Origin of the sequence: Halodesulfovibrio aestuarii DSM 17919 = ATCC 29578, assembly GCF_000384815.1 — a bacterium.
GTDB lineage: Bacteria > Desulfobacterota > Desulfovibrionia > Desulfovibrionales > Desulfovibrionaceae > Halodesulfovibrio > Halodesulfovibrio aestuarii.
This window is the reverse complement of sequence record NZ_ARQF01000020.1, coordinates 569,934-585,739: the sequence shown is the minus strand read 5'-3', so window position 1 is coordinate 585,739 and position 15,806 is coordinate 569,934. Positions and strand designations below refer to the sequence as shown.

13 protein-coding genes and 1 tRNA gene are annotated in these 15,806 nt (G+C 44.5%); 6 read left to right on the top strand and 8 right to left on the bottom strand.

The window, feature by feature from the left end; genetic code table 11:
• The first annotated feature begins 331 nt into the window (after window positions 1-331).
• Window positions 332-1,048 carry an AbiV family abortive infection protein gene (locus F461_RS0108610; protein ID WP_020000749.1) on the top strand — a complete coding sequence of 239 codons (717 nt, stop codon included), beginning with the start codon at window positions 332-334 and terminating at the stop codon, window positions 1,046-1,048.
• A 161-nt stretch (window positions 1,049-1,209) separates the two neighbouring features.
• Here F461_RS0108610 and F461_RS0108605 read toward each other — a convergent pair.
• The 3 genes from F461_RS0108605 to F461_RS0108595 all read right to left on the bottom strand — a co-directional run bounded on the left by F461_RS0108605 (window position 1,210) and on the right by F461_RS0108595 (window position 2,699).
• Window positions 1,210-1,286, bottom strand: a tRNA-Pro gene (locus F461_RS0108605).
• A gap of 179 nt (window positions 1,287-1,465) precedes the next feature.
• Window positions 1,466-1,933: a hypothetical protein gene (locus F461_RS17550; RefSeq protein WP_051089199.1), complete on the bottom strand. Its 468-nt coding sequence runs from the start codon at window positions 1,931-1,933 to the stop codon at window positions 1,466-1,468.
• A 1-nt stretch (window position 1,934) separates the two neighbouring features.
• Window positions 1,935-2,699, bottom strand: a complete 765-nt coding sequence (locus tag F461_RS0108595; protein WP_020000747.1) for a DUF4198 domain-containing protein — start codon at window positions 2,697-2,699, stop codon at window positions 1,935-1,937.
• 325 nt (window positions 2,700-3,024) lie between these two features.
• On the opposite strand from F461_RS0108595, the gene F461_RS19035 reads away from it, so the two are divergent.
• A complete protein-coding gene (locus tag F461_RS19035) occupies window positions 3,025-3,981 on the top strand; it encodes a DUF362 domain-containing protein (RefSeq protein WP_020000746.1) in 957 nt (318 codons plus the stop codon).
• Here F461_RS19035 and F461_RS0108585 read toward each other — a convergent pair.
• The gene (locus F461_RS0108585) at window positions 3,884-5,626 is read right to left on the bottom strand and encodes a flagellar assembly protein A (RefSeq protein WP_020000745.1); all 1,743 of its coding nucleotides are present in this window, start codon (window positions 5,624-5,626) and stop codon (window positions 3,884-3,886) included. The two genes, F461_RS19035 and F461_RS0108585, sit on opposite strands and share 98 nt — an antisense overlap.
• Window positions 5,627-5,894: 268 nt before the next feature.
• Here F461_RS0108585 and murI point away from each other — a divergent pair, with 268 nt between their 5' ends.
• The 4 genes from murI to F461_RS0108565 all read left to right on the top strand — a co-directional run bounded on the left by murI (window position 5,895) and on the right by F461_RS0108565 (window position 8,950).
• On the top strand, window positions 5,895-6,725 hold the full coding sequence (murI, locus tag F461_RS0108580; RefSeq protein ID WP_020000744.1) for a glutamate racemase: 831 nt from the start codon (window positions 5,895-5,897) through the stop codon (window positions 6,723-6,725).
• Between the two features lie 248 nt (window positions 6,726-6,973).
• On the top strand, window positions 6,974-7,819 hold the full coding sequence (locus F461_RS17545) for an arylesterase (RefSeq protein ID WP_020000743.1): 846 nt from the start codon (window positions 6,974-6,976) through the stop codon (window positions 7,817-7,819).
• Between the two features lie 70 nt (window positions 7,820-7,889).
• Window positions 7,890-8,048 (top strand): rubredoxin, encoded by a 159-nt coding sequence (rd, locus tag F461_RS0108570; RefSeq protein WP_020000742.1) that lies wholly within the window; start codon window positions 7,890-7,892, stop codon window positions 8,046-8,048.
• 149 nt (window positions 8,049-8,197) lie between these two features.
• On the top strand, window positions 8,198-8,950 hold the full coding sequence (locus tag F461_RS0108565; protein ID WP_020000741.1) for a PAS domain-containing protein: 753 nt from the start codon (window positions 8,198-8,200) through the stop codon (window positions 8,948-8,950).
• 433 nt (window positions 8,951-9,383) lie between these two features.
• On the opposite strand, the gene F461_RS0108560 is transcribed toward F461_RS0108565, so the two are convergent.
• From F461_RS0108560 to F461_RS0108545, 4 genes are all read right to left on the bottom strand, one after another.
• Entirely contained in the window at window positions 9,384-10,853 is a 1,470-nt protein-coding gene (locus tag F461_RS0108560; protein ID WP_020000740.1) for a sigma-54-dependent transcriptional regulator, read from the bottom strand.
• Window positions 10,854-10,862: 9 nt separating this feature from the next.
• Window positions 10,863-12,734: an ATP-binding protein gene (locus tag F461_RS17540; protein ID WP_020000739.1), complete on the bottom strand. Its 1,872-nt coding sequence runs from the start codon at window positions 12,732-12,734 to the stop codon at window positions 10,863-10,865.
• A gap of 23 nt (window positions 12,735-12,757) precedes the next feature.
• Window positions 12,758-14,716: a response regulator gene (locus F461_RS18660; RefSeq protein WP_020000738.1), complete on the bottom strand. Its 1,959-nt coding sequence runs from the start codon at window positions 14,714-14,716 to the stop codon at window positions 12,758-12,760.
• A 233-nt stretch (window positions 14,717-14,949) separates the two neighbouring features.
• Window positions 14,950-15,657 (bottom strand): LexA family transcriptional regulator, encoded by a 708-nt coding sequence (locus F461_RS0108545; RefSeq protein WP_020000737.1) that lies wholly within the window; start codon window positions 15,655-15,657, stop codon window positions 14,950-14,952.
• Window positions 15,658-15,806 lie beyond the last annotated feature (149 nt).

Genomic DNA, 15,806 nt, shown 5'->3' with positions numbered 1-15,806 from the left:
CCGCGATAGTGATGTCCTTTGCCTCTGAAGATTGGGCGCATTGGACTGTCGTTCAGGATATAGATGATGAGGCTCTGTGGTTAGCGGATTCTGACGGGATGCGCACAATCCTTCGTAAAGAAGCCAGTATCGTCAAGGTTAGTACTCAGAGGCCGCTGTGCATTCAGTGGAGGGATGTGTTTGTAATGAAGTTATAAAGCTAACACTTCACTTTTGGTAATATTACAGGGAGAATGCCCTGTTGAAGTATTAATGGCGTGGCGAGCTGCTCAGATAGTTTGAGGGGAATAATTGCAAAGATAATAAGCGAGCAAATAGCGGAGGCGTGATTGTGAATAAAGAAAGCGAAAATAAAGTGGTTCTTGATGATGACCAAAAAAAACTGCTTTGTAGTTTTGTGCAGGGGGCAGTTTTAACTTTCCAAAATGCTGATCAGTTATTTCATGAGGCAGATGTACTTGCGAGGAATGGGGCTATAGCTAGGTCGTATTTGTTGCATCAAATTTCAATGGAGGAGTGTGGAAAGATAGAATTTATTTTAGTTTATGCAACGCATTTACTTACTACTGGAGAGTTCAATGAGAAAAAGTTTAAAAAAATTACTACACTTCACGCAAACAAAAATAAAACGAATGCCTATTACTTAGAAGTAAGTGATGATGAGAGGAAAGCACGAGAAAAAGGAGAGTTGAAAGAGGCTGCTAAGATATTTGATGAGAAAAAAGAGAACTTTCATCAGGAGTCCAACAGAGCCAAAAATGCTGCATTATATGTTGACTATAATGATGGTGTTTTTTCTTCTCCAGTTCAATGCATAACGCCTGAGATGCTTGCTGAAATTAGACAAAACAATTCTAAATTTATGCAAATGTCAGAGGAAAAAGTTTTACTGTTACGTCGAATTAGAGACGATATAGAATTTTATCAATATGTGTTCGTAAATATTGAAAATAAATTTCAAGAACATATGGATACAAATCCAGAGAATCCTTTTGATGCGATGGAAGTAGTCTTAGAAGAAGTCGCTAAAATTGTGAAGGCTAGCTAGCGGCAGAACACCTAGGTGTTCTTCACTCCAAATATAACAGGTCATGGTATTCCAGCCAGTTAATTGAATCTTTCGACTTGAGTGAGTTTCAGGTGTTCAGCCGGTGTTCAGCCGCACGAAAAAAGGGTTTACAGCGAATCGCTGCAAACCCTTGTATTCTCTGGTCGGGATGACGAGATTTGAACTCACGACCCCTTGAACCCCATTCAAGTGCGCTACCAAGCTGCGCTACATCCCGATGTGAAGGGGTAAAATAACGTGGAGGTACAACTTCGTCAATAACGTTATGTTGTTACATCTGTTATTCTAATATGTACCGCTACTCTTTTGGGAATATTTAGTAGGACACACGTTATGTTTTCATGGATCATGGACAAGCATCAGTCTTGCCGTGACCCTTTCCACGTCTGCACGTGCTTAGCTAGCTCGCTTGTTCCGTTGCGAACGTTTCAGAAAGAGACATGCAGCAAGGAGGTTAAGAATAAGGCTTAATCCAAGCACGATACGCAGTGTTTGGGAAGAAAGTCCTGCAGAGACTTGAGCCTTTGCAATACCCTCTCCTGTAACATTAATCTGCATTTCCGCTCTGTGCCCCATGTCGGAAGCCGAAATGCTCCATGTCCCTGGAGTATTAGGAATAAAGGCAAAGTTGCCTGATGCATCAGTACGTCCATTTTGAAACTCAGGGTCTCCGTCTTTTGCTTCCGGAGCGTACACAAGCACCTCAGCGTATGACATAGGGTCGCCACCTGCGTATCCAAAATGTACCGCAACTGATTTACTTGAAATACTGTTGGCAACTACCCCATGGGCAAATGCAGAACTAGTTGTTAATGCACATGTTGTTGCTAGTATTAATGCAAATATAAACAGGTATCTACGCATGTTACTTCGCAACCGGGAATGTTAGAGTAGCACGGATTGCGTGACTTTCATAGTTATCACTTTTTTCATTTATTACGTGCTGTACGCGGATCATCCACAGGCCTGGATGGGAAATATGAATTTTTGCCATGCCGTCACCGTATGGTTCGGTTGTGTACGCATAGGCGTTTTCAACGTCGGTAAAACCGTTGTAAGTTGCGAAAACATGTTCCGGTGCCACTGTTTTGCCCTTGAACAGAAATTTTACGCGGATATCGTCACCGACACGTGCTGTGAGCGGGTTGTCCACAGGAACGATTTCAAGCAAGTCGCCAAGTTTGCGGTCAAAATTCGCGGTTTCTCCGTCCACCGGAAGAATGCATTTTGCAAATTTTTCATATTTTGTTGAAAGCATAACTCCCTTTAATGTGGAACGATCTCCTTCTTGCCACCCTTTTGTTGTTTTGCTCCATACGACACCTTTGCGGTGTGCCGAGAGAACTGCAGCTTGTCCACCTTTGAGTTTTACACTGCCGTCCCATGTGAAATATGGTTTGTTAGGGAAAAGAGTTATGTTGTTTCCGTCATAGGAAGCTTCAACGGTTTCTTTTGCTTCCAGTTCCTCACTGTGCATAAAAGCATGTGAGGAAGCGAGACTGAAAGGAAGTTGTTGCCCTGCATGGTAGGATTGCCATTGTTGCGGGACGAATATGAATTCATGACCAAATGCGAGAGAAGTTGTTGCAAGCAGTAAAGCAAGGCACATCAGAATAATACTTTTTTTCATGTCGTCATCCTTTAGTAACACTAAATTATATTTTATATCCAGTTAGCAGCAGCTAATATTGAAGTCAATGTCAGTATCTGTAATATGTTTAGTTTGTTATGATGAAATGGGTATACTGGTGAGATGGGGGCGGAAGTATTCAGAAGCGTTTATGTGTATTTTTTGATGACAAGGAATAGGAGCGGAGGATAATAATATTTTTTGTACCCTACGTAGAGCGAACATTATTCGGGCTGACAATGTTACTGCAGGGAGGATCTGGTGAATGTGTACATGCACCCATTGCTGGAGATAGACCGAGTGGGATGAGGAAACGGAGTAACTATTGACGAAACCTGAGCAGAAAATTTCTGGCGGATTGATCCCTGTGGCGCTGACGCATTGTGTTGAGTATGAGTACAAGGCTGTGCATAAGGCGGTAAGGGATTGTTTGCAGGCCATTCATTTTGCACCTTCAACAGGGGCAAAAGTATTAGTGAAACCTAATTTGCTGAAGGCTGATAGCAATGGGCTTTGTTGTACAAACCCTATTGTTGTGGAAGCTGTGTGCGAGAACCTTTTGGACTATGGCTGCTCTGTTGTTGTAGGCGATTCTCCTGCATTCGGTTCAGCTGTTTCTGTTGCACGGAGTATCGGACTGCTGGAAGGACTTGAGCGCCTAAATGTTCCGCTTGTCACTCTGGATTCTCCGAAATGTGTGAGATTTGAAAGTGGTACATCTATCGGCATATCACGCATTGCTCTGGAGTGCGATATGCTGCTGAATGTTCCACGAATGAAAGCGCATACGCAGATGCGGGCTACTTTTGCTGTTAAAAATTTGTTTGGGTGTGTGAGTGGGGTTCGAAAAGCTATTGCGCATTCTACACATGGTGATAAAGCAAACGCCTTCAGGGAGTTGTTGGTAGATGTAGCGTTAGCGTTACCTGAATCCGTAAGCGTAGTGGACGGCATTACCTGTATGCATAAGACAGGGCCGAGCGACGGTGAGCCATATTCCTTAGGACTTATAGGCGCAGCTGGTGACCCCGTATCGCTTGATACAGCTTTGTACTCAGTGCTGGACTGTAGCGTTGATGAAATACCACTGTGGGGTGAGTTGCAACGAAAAAATGTGCCCGGGGCTTTCGAGAAGCAACTTGAGTACGTTCTGGCTACTCCACAAGAGTTTGATGGGAACGGTTTTATCCTTCCGTTTCAGCTTGCGCCGGAAACATTTCACCCCGTCCGGTTGATGCATAGTGGCTTAAAGCGACTGTGGAAGCGGTACCTGTGCCCGTAGTTTGTGATCTGACAGCTCGATGATGGTTTTCTAACTCCATAGATAATTTGGGTAACGGGTGTTTGATAGTCAGTGTTTGTCTGTGCATGGTAACCTGTGTACCTTCTGCTACAGTACCGCGGATAATTACGCGGTGAAGTGGATGCGCAATGCACGGTGTGACTCTGTTGGAGATGTTTTTTCGAATCCGCTTGGCTTTCTTAAGTAACGTGTCTGCATGTTGGCACATTGATCCTGTGAGTTTTTTTTCCTGACTTTTTTTGATCCAGTCATCAAGCTTTGAAATTGATTGTGATAAGACCATTTCAGCTTCTGACGTTATTCTGCGTAATGTATTCTGGGTGCCTTCATTATTCCTAATAATGAGTATAGGTGGGCTACCGTTTTCGCCGCCGGCTCCGGCAATGTTGATTTCGCTTCCTGCTACTAACGTGCTGCCCAGTACTGTGCCTTTTTCTGTACAGGTGCGGATAGCATTTCCTGCTGTGAGTTTTGAATTCACAATAGATCCGGAGGTTACAATGCTGTGTGCCGCGATAACTTCTGCATTATGCATATGGTTTGCGTAGACTGAGCCTTTAGATAGTATCGTATTTAGTTTATTCATGATAATGGCGCCGGAAATAAACACATCTCCACCGCAGGAAATAGTACCCTGATCCACGCTGGCATCTACAATAACGTGCTGTGGGGCTTTGACTGTGAAACCCGGAGTAATCGATCCGGTAATATGTACCGAGCCTTGTTCCACAATAATATTGCCTGTTTTTATGTTTACATCTCCATCAATGCGCAGCACATCTGTGATCGATAAGGTGTCATCACGGATACTCATCAATCCTTTGCACGATGAGTAATAAATTGTGTGCCCGCTCTGTTGGAGGATTCCGTATAGATTTTTTCCGATATTCAAAGTCGTCGTTTTGTTTTCTCCAACTGGGGTTGGCTGCTCCATTACAGGAAGAGCATTTCCATATACGTCAAATCCGTTAGATGGTTCAGCGGATGGTATTTTAACGGCAACTGGTGTGTTAGCAGGAACTTCCGCAAAAAAACCCTGATCCTTAAAATCAACGGTTGTTGATGATTTTTCTACAGTGTGTCGTCTCCGTTGCGGTAACAACGGGATAATGACGGGAGGCTCTTCATGTATGGCAGGTCTTCCCTTACAAATTGGAACCATACGCACAGGGGTGTTTTGCGATTCTGCTTTACGGATTGCAGCGTTGAAGCGTGCTGTGTCTATGGGGGCATTTACGTTCAGATGCCAGAGGGCTGCTGCATAGTGGCTGAGCAAAAGTGAGTTTCCGGAAAAGTCTTTATGGTAGATGTCACCATAAACGGTCATACCATCATTTGCAGGATATAGGATGGGGCGTACAACAATCTTGTTATTATGGATATGCAGTACGCCCAGCGTTGTTGCATAAATTTTGTCTGTGGCAGTATCAATGGAATAGTTGTGCAACTGATCTTGTTCTTTCTCGTCTCCGACTTCCGAGGTGAGGAAAAAGTGGCTTAAGCGCAACGCTCTGCCTATGCAGGATCCTGGAGTTACAGGCATCATGGGATTTCCGGAAAGTTCTATATATCGCGAGAAGATGGATTCTTCTTCAGCTAAAGAGGGTTTGTTGTGTTGCATCATACTGTTCTCCTGTCCGCAGGCATTTTGCTAAAAAAGCAAGAATATTAGTGAGTAGTAGATTTTTTAGTATGCGCTATTTTGCTCTCCGATTCTATGTAGCTATGGTATATATTGGGCTGGTAGTAGTTGATAATAAAGGAAATAGTGTTTCTATGCTGGGTGCTGTAACCATACTTGCTTTTTTGGGCCGCAGGAGTAATTTTAGCGCAGCCATCCTTGGTGGCCAGATATAACCATCAATTGAAGGATTGATGTTGGAGATACCAGAATGATTTCTCTTCCTATTGGACTGTTTGATTCCGGTGTTGGCGGGCTGACTGTGCTTAAAGCATTGCGTTCAACTTTGCCGTGCGAAGAAATATTGTATCTTGGTGATACTGCGCGGTTACCCTACGGAACTAAGAGTCAGGAAACTATTGTCCGCTATGCAGTGCAGGCTGCAGGAAAGTTAGTGGAACGTGGTGTTAAGATGCTTGTTATTGCGTGTAATACAGCGAGTTCCGTGGCTATTGAGCCTTTGCAAAAGGCGTTTCCAGATATTCCAGTGCTTGGAGTTGTGAAACCCGGTGCTGCTGCAAGTTGTGCAGTAACTGAGAATGGCAGTGTTGTTGTGCTCGCCACAGAATCAACTATTCGTGGCAATGCTTATCAACGTGAAATTTATGCATTGCGCCCTGATATTCAAGTAACAGGGGTGCCGTGTCCGCTTTTTGTTCCGCTTGCAGAAGAAGGCTGGACAGATGGCGAACTTGTTGAAGGTATTGTCGCACGTTACCTGAACCCATTTTTTGCTTCCCCCCTTGACTCTGCACAGAAAAAAGCACCGGACACAATCGTCCTTGGTTGTACTCATTTCCCTTTGCTTGCGTCATCTATCCGCAATGTGGTTGGAGACTCCGTCCATATTGTTGATTCTGCTGAAACTACAGCACAGGAAGTAAAAAAAATGCTGTCAGTTCGCGGGTTGCTTCGTAAAGAAGCGTCTTGTGGTAGAACTCATTTTCTTACTACAGATGATATCTCACGTTTTGCAAGAACCGGCAGCTGGTTCCTTGGATTACCTATTGAAGTCAATGACGTAGAATTGGTTGATCTGTAATTCAGTAGCGCATCCTATCCTTTTAGGGCTGAAGGGGTACTTTTCTCTGTCGCGCCTTGTTGATTGTAATAAGTTGAGAGCAGTTATAACGCGTCAACGAAGTGCCTTTTCAGTCTGTTGCTTCTTCTTCCTCCTTCTTTTTTTTTAAAGACAGTGTCGTACGTTCATATCATTTTTTTATATAGCTTCAGGTGTATACTGAGTAATATACTCATAGATAACACTCAAAACAGCTTGTGGAGAAGATGATGAAACATAGTCGGCTGATGCGGTGCAGTCGCATCTATGCAGGTGTGCTGGTTCTGTTGTTTTTTGTTGTGTGTAGTTGGGGAAACTGTGCTCAGCATTCATCACAGCTTGTTGCCGTCGCGGTTCAAGAAAACGCCTCTCCGCTTCATGTACGACAAGCAGCATATACGCCTCGTTCAAGAATACAGTTTGCGCATCCGGGAACAGAGCTTGCGCACTTGACTCCTGAAGCACAAGGTTTCGTGCCGCCCCCCGGAAAAATCTTTTTTATTTCAGCCTTTGGTGACAGCCTCATTTCCGGTTACGGACTTGATAATGCAATGGACGCATTTCCTGTGGTTTTGCAAGACTCTCTGCGGGAACTGGGGTATTCTGTTGTAGTGGATAATGACGGCATTGCCGGAAATACAACAGCACAAGGGCGTGTTCGTCTGTCTAAGATTCTGCTGACCAAGCCGGATATCATTATTATGGAGCTGGGTGCGAATGATATGTTGCAGCGCCGTAATGTGGTGCGAATGAAGAGTGACCTTGCAGCAATGATCCGTGAGATTCAGGACATGGACATTCGTTTATTACTGACTGGTATGTATTCGCTTCCGCATTTCGGCAAAAAATATGCTGAGATGTTTGATGCGGTTTTTCCTGACCTTGCTGCAAAATATAATGTGTCCTTTTATCCCTTTTTTCTTGAGGGTGTTGCACTTGATCATTCATTAAATCAGAAGGATGGACATCATCCCAATGGCGCCGGTGTACGAGTGCTTGTGCACAATATTCTTCCTTATGTAGTAAAGCAGATTAAATTAATATGCACAGAAAATGCCTGTAAGTTCGGTGGATAATTCTCTTGCTAAGCTAATTTGTTATGTGCATAGTATCTCCATGATCTAAAAAAAGTTACTGGAGGAACAAATGAAAAAGTATGAATGTCCGTGTGGATATATCTATGACCCGGAGCTTGGTGATATTGAAAATAATATTCCACCAGAGACATCTTTCGAAGATTTGCCGGAAGACTGGGTTTGCCCACTTTGCGGAGCAGAAAAAGAATTTTTTGAACCAGTCGAGTAGATTATTCAAAAGGTAAAAAAGCGGTTTTGTTCTCTTTGTAGAATAGGATCGCTTTTTTAATACACTGGTATTACAGTACTATAATAATGATTTTGAACATGAACCGCTGTGTGCTACTGTGCCGCAACGAACACACAGGGGGGTACTTCTTGTTATTATTTCGTAATGCCAAATTTTCTATAGCAACAAAGTTTGCCGTTGCCGCAGCTATATTTTTTAGTTGTTCCGGTCTGGTAGTGCTTTGTGCTCTGCTTACGCTTGCTGCCAGCTCTCCACTCACGCCTATGGACATTCTATGGCTCATGGCTTGTTGTGCCGCTATTACCGTTCCTTGCTTTTATTACTTGTTTAACAAGTTATGTAGAGGAATGGTGTGTCGTCCTCTTGAGGCTCTTACATATACCGCCACAGAGCTTGGAAGTGCTCCTCTTCCTACAGAGATCCCTAAAGAGTTTGAGCTTGATGCGTTGACAATGGCGCTTGTTCGCTCTGGTGAAGTCTTTAGCAGGCGAATGCAAAATGCGACAGAACGTCGTTCCTATTTTGAATCGTTATTTAAGGGTATGCCGGGGTATGTGTCAGTTGTTGATACTTCTTTCACCATTGTTCATGCTAACAATGCATTTATGGAAACATTTGCTATTGCAGAAGGGCGTTCCTGTAGACATGTCTGCACCCGTGAATTTCCCGGTGGTAATTGCCCTGTCGCTAAGGTCTTTATTTCGCAGGAACCTGTGGTCGTAACTGAAGAAGGGATGTACCCTGATGGTACGGCTGCGCTATGGCTTGTGAGTGTTTCCCCTGTTTTTGATGCAATGGGTCAGCTTACCGCTGCCATTGAATCCCGCCTTGATATTTCCGAAGTGGTTAAAGCAGACGTTTGTAGCCTCTACGGAACTTAAATTTATTGAACAGCCGGCTGAATGTGACTCTCGCCATTGGTGTTGAGCGCTTTGTTGTGTCCAAAAAATGGCCCCCTGTAATCGGGGGGGGGGTGATTACAGGGGGCAAAGATAGGTTGGTCTGAATCTACGCCTCGGAAATAGAACCATAACTGTAGGGGGGGGAAGTCAGTTATAGTTCGCACCGTATTCAGAGCCTAAGCACGACGGTTGGTACGTTGGGGGGGGGGACGCCTAATCGCTGGCAATCCAACCGTCAGTCAGACTTATAGCATCTATCATGCCAAAATGTTAAGAACTGCTTTATAAAAAAAAGATCTTTAAAACAGTATGTTATGTTTTTATTATTTTGGGCTATTCTAGAATTTTATTAAAAGAAGAAAAAAAGTGCGAAAACGCACGTGCGATTTCGCACGACGTGCGGAACCGCACGTTAGGATATTTTGCGATAAAGTGCATATCGGGAAATACCAAGATACGCTGCAGCCTTTGTTTTGTTACCATCAAACTTGCTTAGTGCCTTGCGGATAACAGATTGTGTCACGTCTTCCAGTTTGAAAGGCTCATCCGGTAAAACAATAGTGGATGATGCAATATCAATTGAAGGCAATGGCATTGTGTCGAGTCGCGGAGCTGCTGCCTGAACTCTATTTGTTGAATAAGAAAGAGTGGTAAATTCAATATGCTCAGGGCGAAGTATTATGTCGTCGTGGATAAGTACGGCGCGCTCAATGATGTTTTCTAATTCGCGGACGTTCCCAGGCCACGAATGCTCTTTGAGCATCGTAAGGGTTTCGGGAGCGATTGATGAAAATCGTTTTCCTTTCCGTTTTACCTGTTTTCGCAGAAATAACGATGCCATTTTGGCGATGTCATTTTGGCGTTCACGTAACGGGGGAAGGCGTAGATGCCCTACTGTAAGCCTGTGATACAAATCGCGACGGAACAGACCTTCTTCCACCATTAATTCAAGGTTCTTGTTACCGGCTCCGATAATGCGGGCAGTGAAGTGCTTTTTTTGCAATCCACCGACACGGTAGAAGGTTCTTTCTTCCAGTACTCGAAGTAGCTTTGGCTGTAAGTGCAGGGGCATCTCGGCAATTTCATCCAAAAAAAGTGTCCCGTTCCCTGCTAACTCAAGCTTGCCGGCAGAGCCGCCAGTGCGTGATCCGGTGTAGGCCCCTGCTTCATATCCGAACAGTTCGCTTTCAAAAAGAGATTCAGCAATAGCAGAGCAGTTGAGGGCAACAAACGGAGTGTCACAATGGGTTTCTCCATGATGTACCAGACGCGCGATAACTTCTTTACCTGTGCCTGTTTCCCCTTCAATGAGGACAGGGACGTCCGGTTCATGATGAAAAATGGTCGCATCGCGGATTATTTCCTGCATTCGGGGTGAACCCGAAATTATTTCTCCAATGCCCGAGACATTACGAAGCTGGGAACGCATCTTTTCTAAATCTCCCTGCAAAGACTCTTGAGCCTCTGCAACGCGTTCCTTCATATTCTGTTTCAGGTCAGTATTTTCAAAAAGCAGGGTTTGATGTTCAGCACTGCGCTCAACAGCAGCGGCAAGCTCACGGGCATTAATTGGTTTATTTAAGTAGTCGTAAGCACCGTTACGCAGCGCCGTAATAGCTGTTTCCATGTCTCCATGACCGGTGATGATGATTACATCACTGCGTTTGCTTGTTTCACACGCCTTCAGTTCTGCAAGCAGGGAAAGGCCGTCCAGTGTCGGCATTTTTATATCTGTAATAATAAGAGGGTAATAGCTTTCCTTCGCATGGTTGAGTGCTGCGTGCGGATCGCTGAATGTACTTGGCTGGTGTCCTAAGTCTGTAAGTACAACACTTAGACTTTGCAGGCTGGTAGAATTGTCGTCAACAATGAGTATTCGCATACAGATCTCTTAAGTCGTCGGAGCTTGTGGAAGTAGAATTTTAATTAGTGTGCCTTTGTTGTCTGCTCTTGGGGAGTCAGCAGTAATGGTACCCTCCCAGCTGGTAACAAAGGTGTGTACGAGGGCAAGCCCAAGCCCCATGCTCTTTCCTGATTCTTTTGTGGTAAAGAAAGGATCAAATATTTTATCACCAAGTCCTTGTAAACCGGGACCGTTATCCTCAATGCAGAGCTGAATGTAGTGGTCATTGGTTTCGCAGGTTGTAATAGTAATACACCGCTGTCCTTCGGTATGTTCAAGAGCATGAGCAGCATTCATCATGATGTTGATTACGATCTGCTCTAGTTGAATAGGGAGCGCAAGTGCTGGCGGAAGTTCATTTTGCAGCTGATTGTGTACGTTGATGTTCCGGGTGGCCAGCTTGTTTTGCAGTAGGCTGACTGCTTGCTCGACTGCATAGTTTACATCGGACCGTTCAAGCGGAAATGCCCCTTGATGACGCACAAGTGATCGCATGTGTGTGATGATGTCTTCGATGGTGCCGGTCTCACGTAGAATTAGTCCCAGACGTTCCTGCAAAATCTTGGTCGGAACTGAACCGCGTTGCTCAACCAATAAATCTAGTCCGCTGGCATAAAGACGCAGAGCCGATAACGGTTGGTTAATCTCATGTGCAATGCCGGCGGCGAGAGTGCTCATGGCCTCCAGCTTACGCATCTGCTGAGTGCGTTGCTCTATCTTTTTCTTTTCGGTTATATCTTCCAGAAGAATAATCGCTGATGAAAATAGTTTGGTTTGATGTAAAGGACATGCAGTGATCCGAAAAGTGATTTCTGCTCCATTTAGTGGGGTAGAAAACTCGTATTCATGTTCTTTACCATCCTGAAGAGTAAGGCTGGTGGTTTTGTCGAGCAGGCATTCACCGTTTTCATCCTGTTCGATAAGGACAAAAGGACAGCTGACAGGGTATGATTCATTCTGCAATTTAAACCAGTTGCGGAATTGACGGTTAGCCGCCGTAATGTTCCGTTGACCATCCACAACCGCGATGCCCAATGAAAGGTTGTTAGTGATTAAGTGGTACTGGCGTTCTGTAATCGCAAGTTTTTCCTGAAAGCGGGTAAGCTGGGTGATATCAAGGCCCATAAGTAGAATGAGCGGTTCTCCGTCTGTATCTGTAAATGGATAACTTAGAAAACGATATGATCGCCCTGAACAAGGGCTTTTCCATGCAGAAAAAGATGGGGAACCTGTTTCAAAGACATCAAACGGCGGTAAGTATGGATGCGAGGGTTTTTCGGCTGCTTCTGTGTCCCCTGTGAACGCATAGTAGCAGGAATCACCTGCTTTTAATTGTACTTGATCCCGAAAAGGTTTGTTGATGTACCGTAGTGTAAATTGCGGGGTTACTAATGCTATAAATTCCGGAAGCTTATCCAGAATCGCCAACAGATTAAGCCGTTGACGATCAGATTGTTTTTTGAGGGGGTACCCGTCTGACCCTAAAGAAAGTGTGCTGCTTATCTGCTTACTGCCATCAGACAGGCGCAGCGGACGTGGGTGTACAAGGATTGTTACCTGTTGGTCGTAGGTATCATGAAAAAATAAGGGGAATGAATTCACTTTTCCCATCGTCTGTAATTGAATGTGGTGAGTGATTGTGGACAGATTTTCCGGCTCAAGAAGTTGTTTTTTGAACTTATGAAGAACATCTTTGCGTTCCCACCCTAACGATGATGACAGAAAACTACGTACATAATCAAGGTCAAGGCTTTGGTCTGAAGAACAGGTGTCACTAAGTTGCCGCAACAAGGTGGAAACTGCTTCTGGTAACCGATGGGTTGAATGTACTGAAGTAATGATCGGCAGTAGCTGCGCCATGGAGTCTCCGGACAAAGGCAATATTAAGAAAGCTTCTCCATATTGCGCATAATTTCGTTTTTGGTCTTAATGCTGAGCGTTTCAAGCTCTTGCAATTGATCTGCGGTGGGCTGTTCCCTATGCGTTGCGGCCGTGTATATCTGCATGAGTGCGTTGCCCAGACTATTTGCACCGATATTGAATGCAGCAGCTGCAAATGACTGGCTATGCAGAGCTGTGTTGCTGTACGCGTTTTCTTGAAGAAAGAGTCTTAATCCATACAGACGTTCTGCAAGTTCGTCTATAAAGAGAGAGTACAGCCTACAGATAAGGTCTGTGTCTTCCTCAAGGCGCAGGAGAGTTCCTTCAACATCCAGCAGCTGGGACATGTCTGTTTCTTCAAGTTCATTTTCCGGTTGTGCGAGTAGTTCTTCTGGTTGAAGTACTTTTGCGATTTCTCTGTAAAATTCAGATGTATGTATTGGTTTTGCGACATAGCCGTCCATGCCTGCTTCAATAAAGCGTTCCTTATCTCCCTTTAGGGCAAAAGCTGTGACCGCAATAATAGGGAGGTTTGTGGGAGTACCGGGAATGGTGCCGGAGCGGATATGTCTCATCGCTTCCAGTCCTGTAAGGAAGGGCAGTTTTATTTCTGTCACAACCATGTCTATGGGCTCTGAGGCCAATAGTTCAAGCAATTCAGCCCCGTTTGATGTAACGTGGCATGTAAATCCTTTTTTTTCGAGTAATTCAAGAAGAAGCTTTTGGCCGACAACGTTGTTATCCGCAATGGCGACATGCAACCCCGGAGGAAATTCGGGAGTCATCTCCGGCTTGGAGAGATTCTCTTCAAGTTCACCATGTTCAAACTGGGCTGTAAAATGGAATGTGCTGCCTGCTCCCGGTTTGCTGCGTACCCAGATTGTTCCGTTCATTAGCTCCACAAGATCACGGCAAATTGCTAGACCTAAGCCTGTTCCGCGAATAGGCGTTTTGCCCTCCGCAAGGACTTGTTTATATGGTTCAAAAATATAATTTTGTTCTTCTTCTGTGAGTCCTACTCCTGTGTCGCGAATGGAAAAAAGAAGCATACGGTATTTAGGTGCAGGTTCATGCTGCTGTTCTGAATATGCACCGAGTGTTGCGAGGTCGGAGATCTCAAGTGAGATACCGCCTTGTTCTGTAAACTTTATGGCGTTGGAAAGCAGATTGGTAATAATTTGCGATAGGCGCGTTGGGTCGCCTTTTAATAGTGTGGGAACAAATGCCGGAATATCATAGGACAGCGTAAGCTTTTTTTTATGCGCCTTCGGTGTATGGGTACGGACAATTTTGCTGATCAGGTTTTCAAGATTGAATCGTTTCGGAGTCAACGGCATTTGACGAGCTTCAATACGGGATAAGTCTAGAATATCATTTAAAATATCGAGTAAATTTTCTGCTGAATCCAGCACCGTTGTCATGTATTCTTTTTGATCGTGGTCAAGATCTGTTTCAAGAGCAAGGTCCGTCATGCCGACAATGCCGTTGAGAGAATTACGTATTTCATGACTCATATTTGCAAAAAAACTGGATTTTGCGCTATTTTCCAGTTCAGCCTTGTGTCGTGCTTCTGTCAGGCGTGCTTCCTCAGAGTGTTTAATGAGTGCAATTTCGATGGCAGAGTGTAATTTTCTTGCATCAAAGGGCTTAAGAATGAATCCGTACGGGTTGGAAGATTTAGCGCGATCAAAAGTGTCTCTGTCTGAATATGCGGTGAGGAATACAACAGGGATGGAATGTTTTGCGTTGATAACATGCGCAATAGCAATGCCATCCATTTCACCTTTGAGGTTGATGTCCATCAGGACTAAATCCGGCGAGTTTTTTTCAGTCGCTTTTAGCGCGCTTTCAGCAGTATTGGCGACAGCACAGACATTGTATCCGAGAGTCTCAAGAGTGCCCTTTATGTCAAGTGCCACAATGCGTTCATCATCAACCACAAGAATACTGATAGAGGCCATATTATTCCCCGTTCTGCCGCACGTGTTAGCGTGCCGTACCAAGTTAAACGCATGCGGCGTATGAGATTTCAAACAGCAGGTTGTCAGAGTTATGAAAGTATAACTAAGTAAAGATCTTGATTTATATGCAATAAATGCACGGGGTTGTCTAGGCGGGAGGGGGGAAATTTTTATATGACAATACAAAAAAAGGCGGTCATAATGACCGCCTTTTAACGTAGAATTCTGTGTGACTACATTGTCTGAAGGTTCCAGACGACACGTCCAACAACGTCTTTTTTACAACGATCCATTGGCAGGTACTGCTCAGGGTGAACAGGGTTTTCACTGCGTAGAATAAAACGCTGGTTTGCTGCATCAAGGAAAATACGTTTGATGGAGATTCCTTCGTATGGGACGTATACACCATAGATCTCTCCGGAAAGGATGTTGGTTTGAGCTGTATCAAGACCAACGTAGGCACCTTTTTTTATGAGAGGTTCCATGCTGCACGCATCAACTCGGAAAATTTGAATGGTCGCACCAGCAAAAGATTGTGGGATGGAAAGTTTGCCAACACTGGTAAAGCGGCGAGCTTCATCAGCTTCGTCAGAAACTTCAACATCTTGCATGGAGTGAATTGTTACAACAGCGCTGCGTGCATCTGGATCACCAAATTTAGCCGGGTTTTCAAAAACCCGTCCTGCAGCAGGGCCTTCAACTGGCTGGTAGCCGTCTTCTTCTGTACGCAGGTACATAGGGCCGACGCCTTTCTTAAGCCAATCTGGATTAAGGCCAAACTTTTCAAATAGTTTCATGTACCAGTCAGAAGGAACAGAGTCTCGACGCTTGGCGTCCGAGATGCTTGATTGACGAATATCAAGTACTTCAGCCAGTTCAACCTGAGTTCTGGTGTTTGTAGCCAGTTTTATACGTTCAAAAACTTCATCAAAGGTGGACACGGTGTCTCTCCCGCCAAGACGTTAGAATAAGCATTAAGCTTATGGGGGCTAGGTCTTGTCGTTGAAAATTGCTGGGTATTGTGTGTAAACTCTGCAGCATGGTTGTTAACAACAAACAAGGCAGTGTGCGAAACAATTGAAACATTGTT

Bases quoted from the DNA above. Each gene is read 5' to 3' on its own strand.
- F461_RS17540 (WP_020000739.1), bottom strand. From the start codon at position 12,734: ATGGCGCAGCTACTGCCGATCATTACTTCAGTACATTCAACCCATCGG.
- F461_RS17545 (WP_020000743.1), top strand. From the start codon at position 6,974: ATGAAACATAGTCGGCTGATGCGGTGCAGTCGCATCTATGCAGGTGTG.
- F461_RS0108560 (WP_020000740.1), bottom strand. From the start codon at position 10,853: ATGCGAATACTCATTGTTGACGACAATTCTACCAGCCTGCAAAGTCTA.
- F461_RS18660 (WP_020000738.1), bottom strand. From the start codon at position 14,716: ATGGCCTCTATCAGTATTCTTGTGGTTGATGATGAACGCATTGTGGCA.
- murI (WP_020000744.1), top strand. From the start codon at position 5,895: ATGATTTCTCTTCCTATTGGACTGTTTGATTCCGGTGTTGGCGGGCTG.
- rd (WP_020000742.1), top strand. From the start codon at position 7,890: ATGAAAAAGTATGAATGTCCGTGTGGATATATCTATGACCCGGAGCTT.
- F461_RS0108595 (WP_020000747.1), bottom strand. From the start codon at position 2,699: ATGAAAAAAAGTATTATTCTGATGTGCCTTGCTTTACTGCTTGCAACA.
- F461_RS17550 (WP_051089199.1), bottom strand. From the start codon at position 1,933: ATGCGTAGATACCTGTTTATATTTGCATTAATACTAGCAACAACATGT.
- F461_RS0108585 (WP_020000745.1), bottom strand. From the start codon at position 5,626: ATGATGCAACACAACAAACCCTCTTTAGCTGAAGAAGAATCCATCTTC.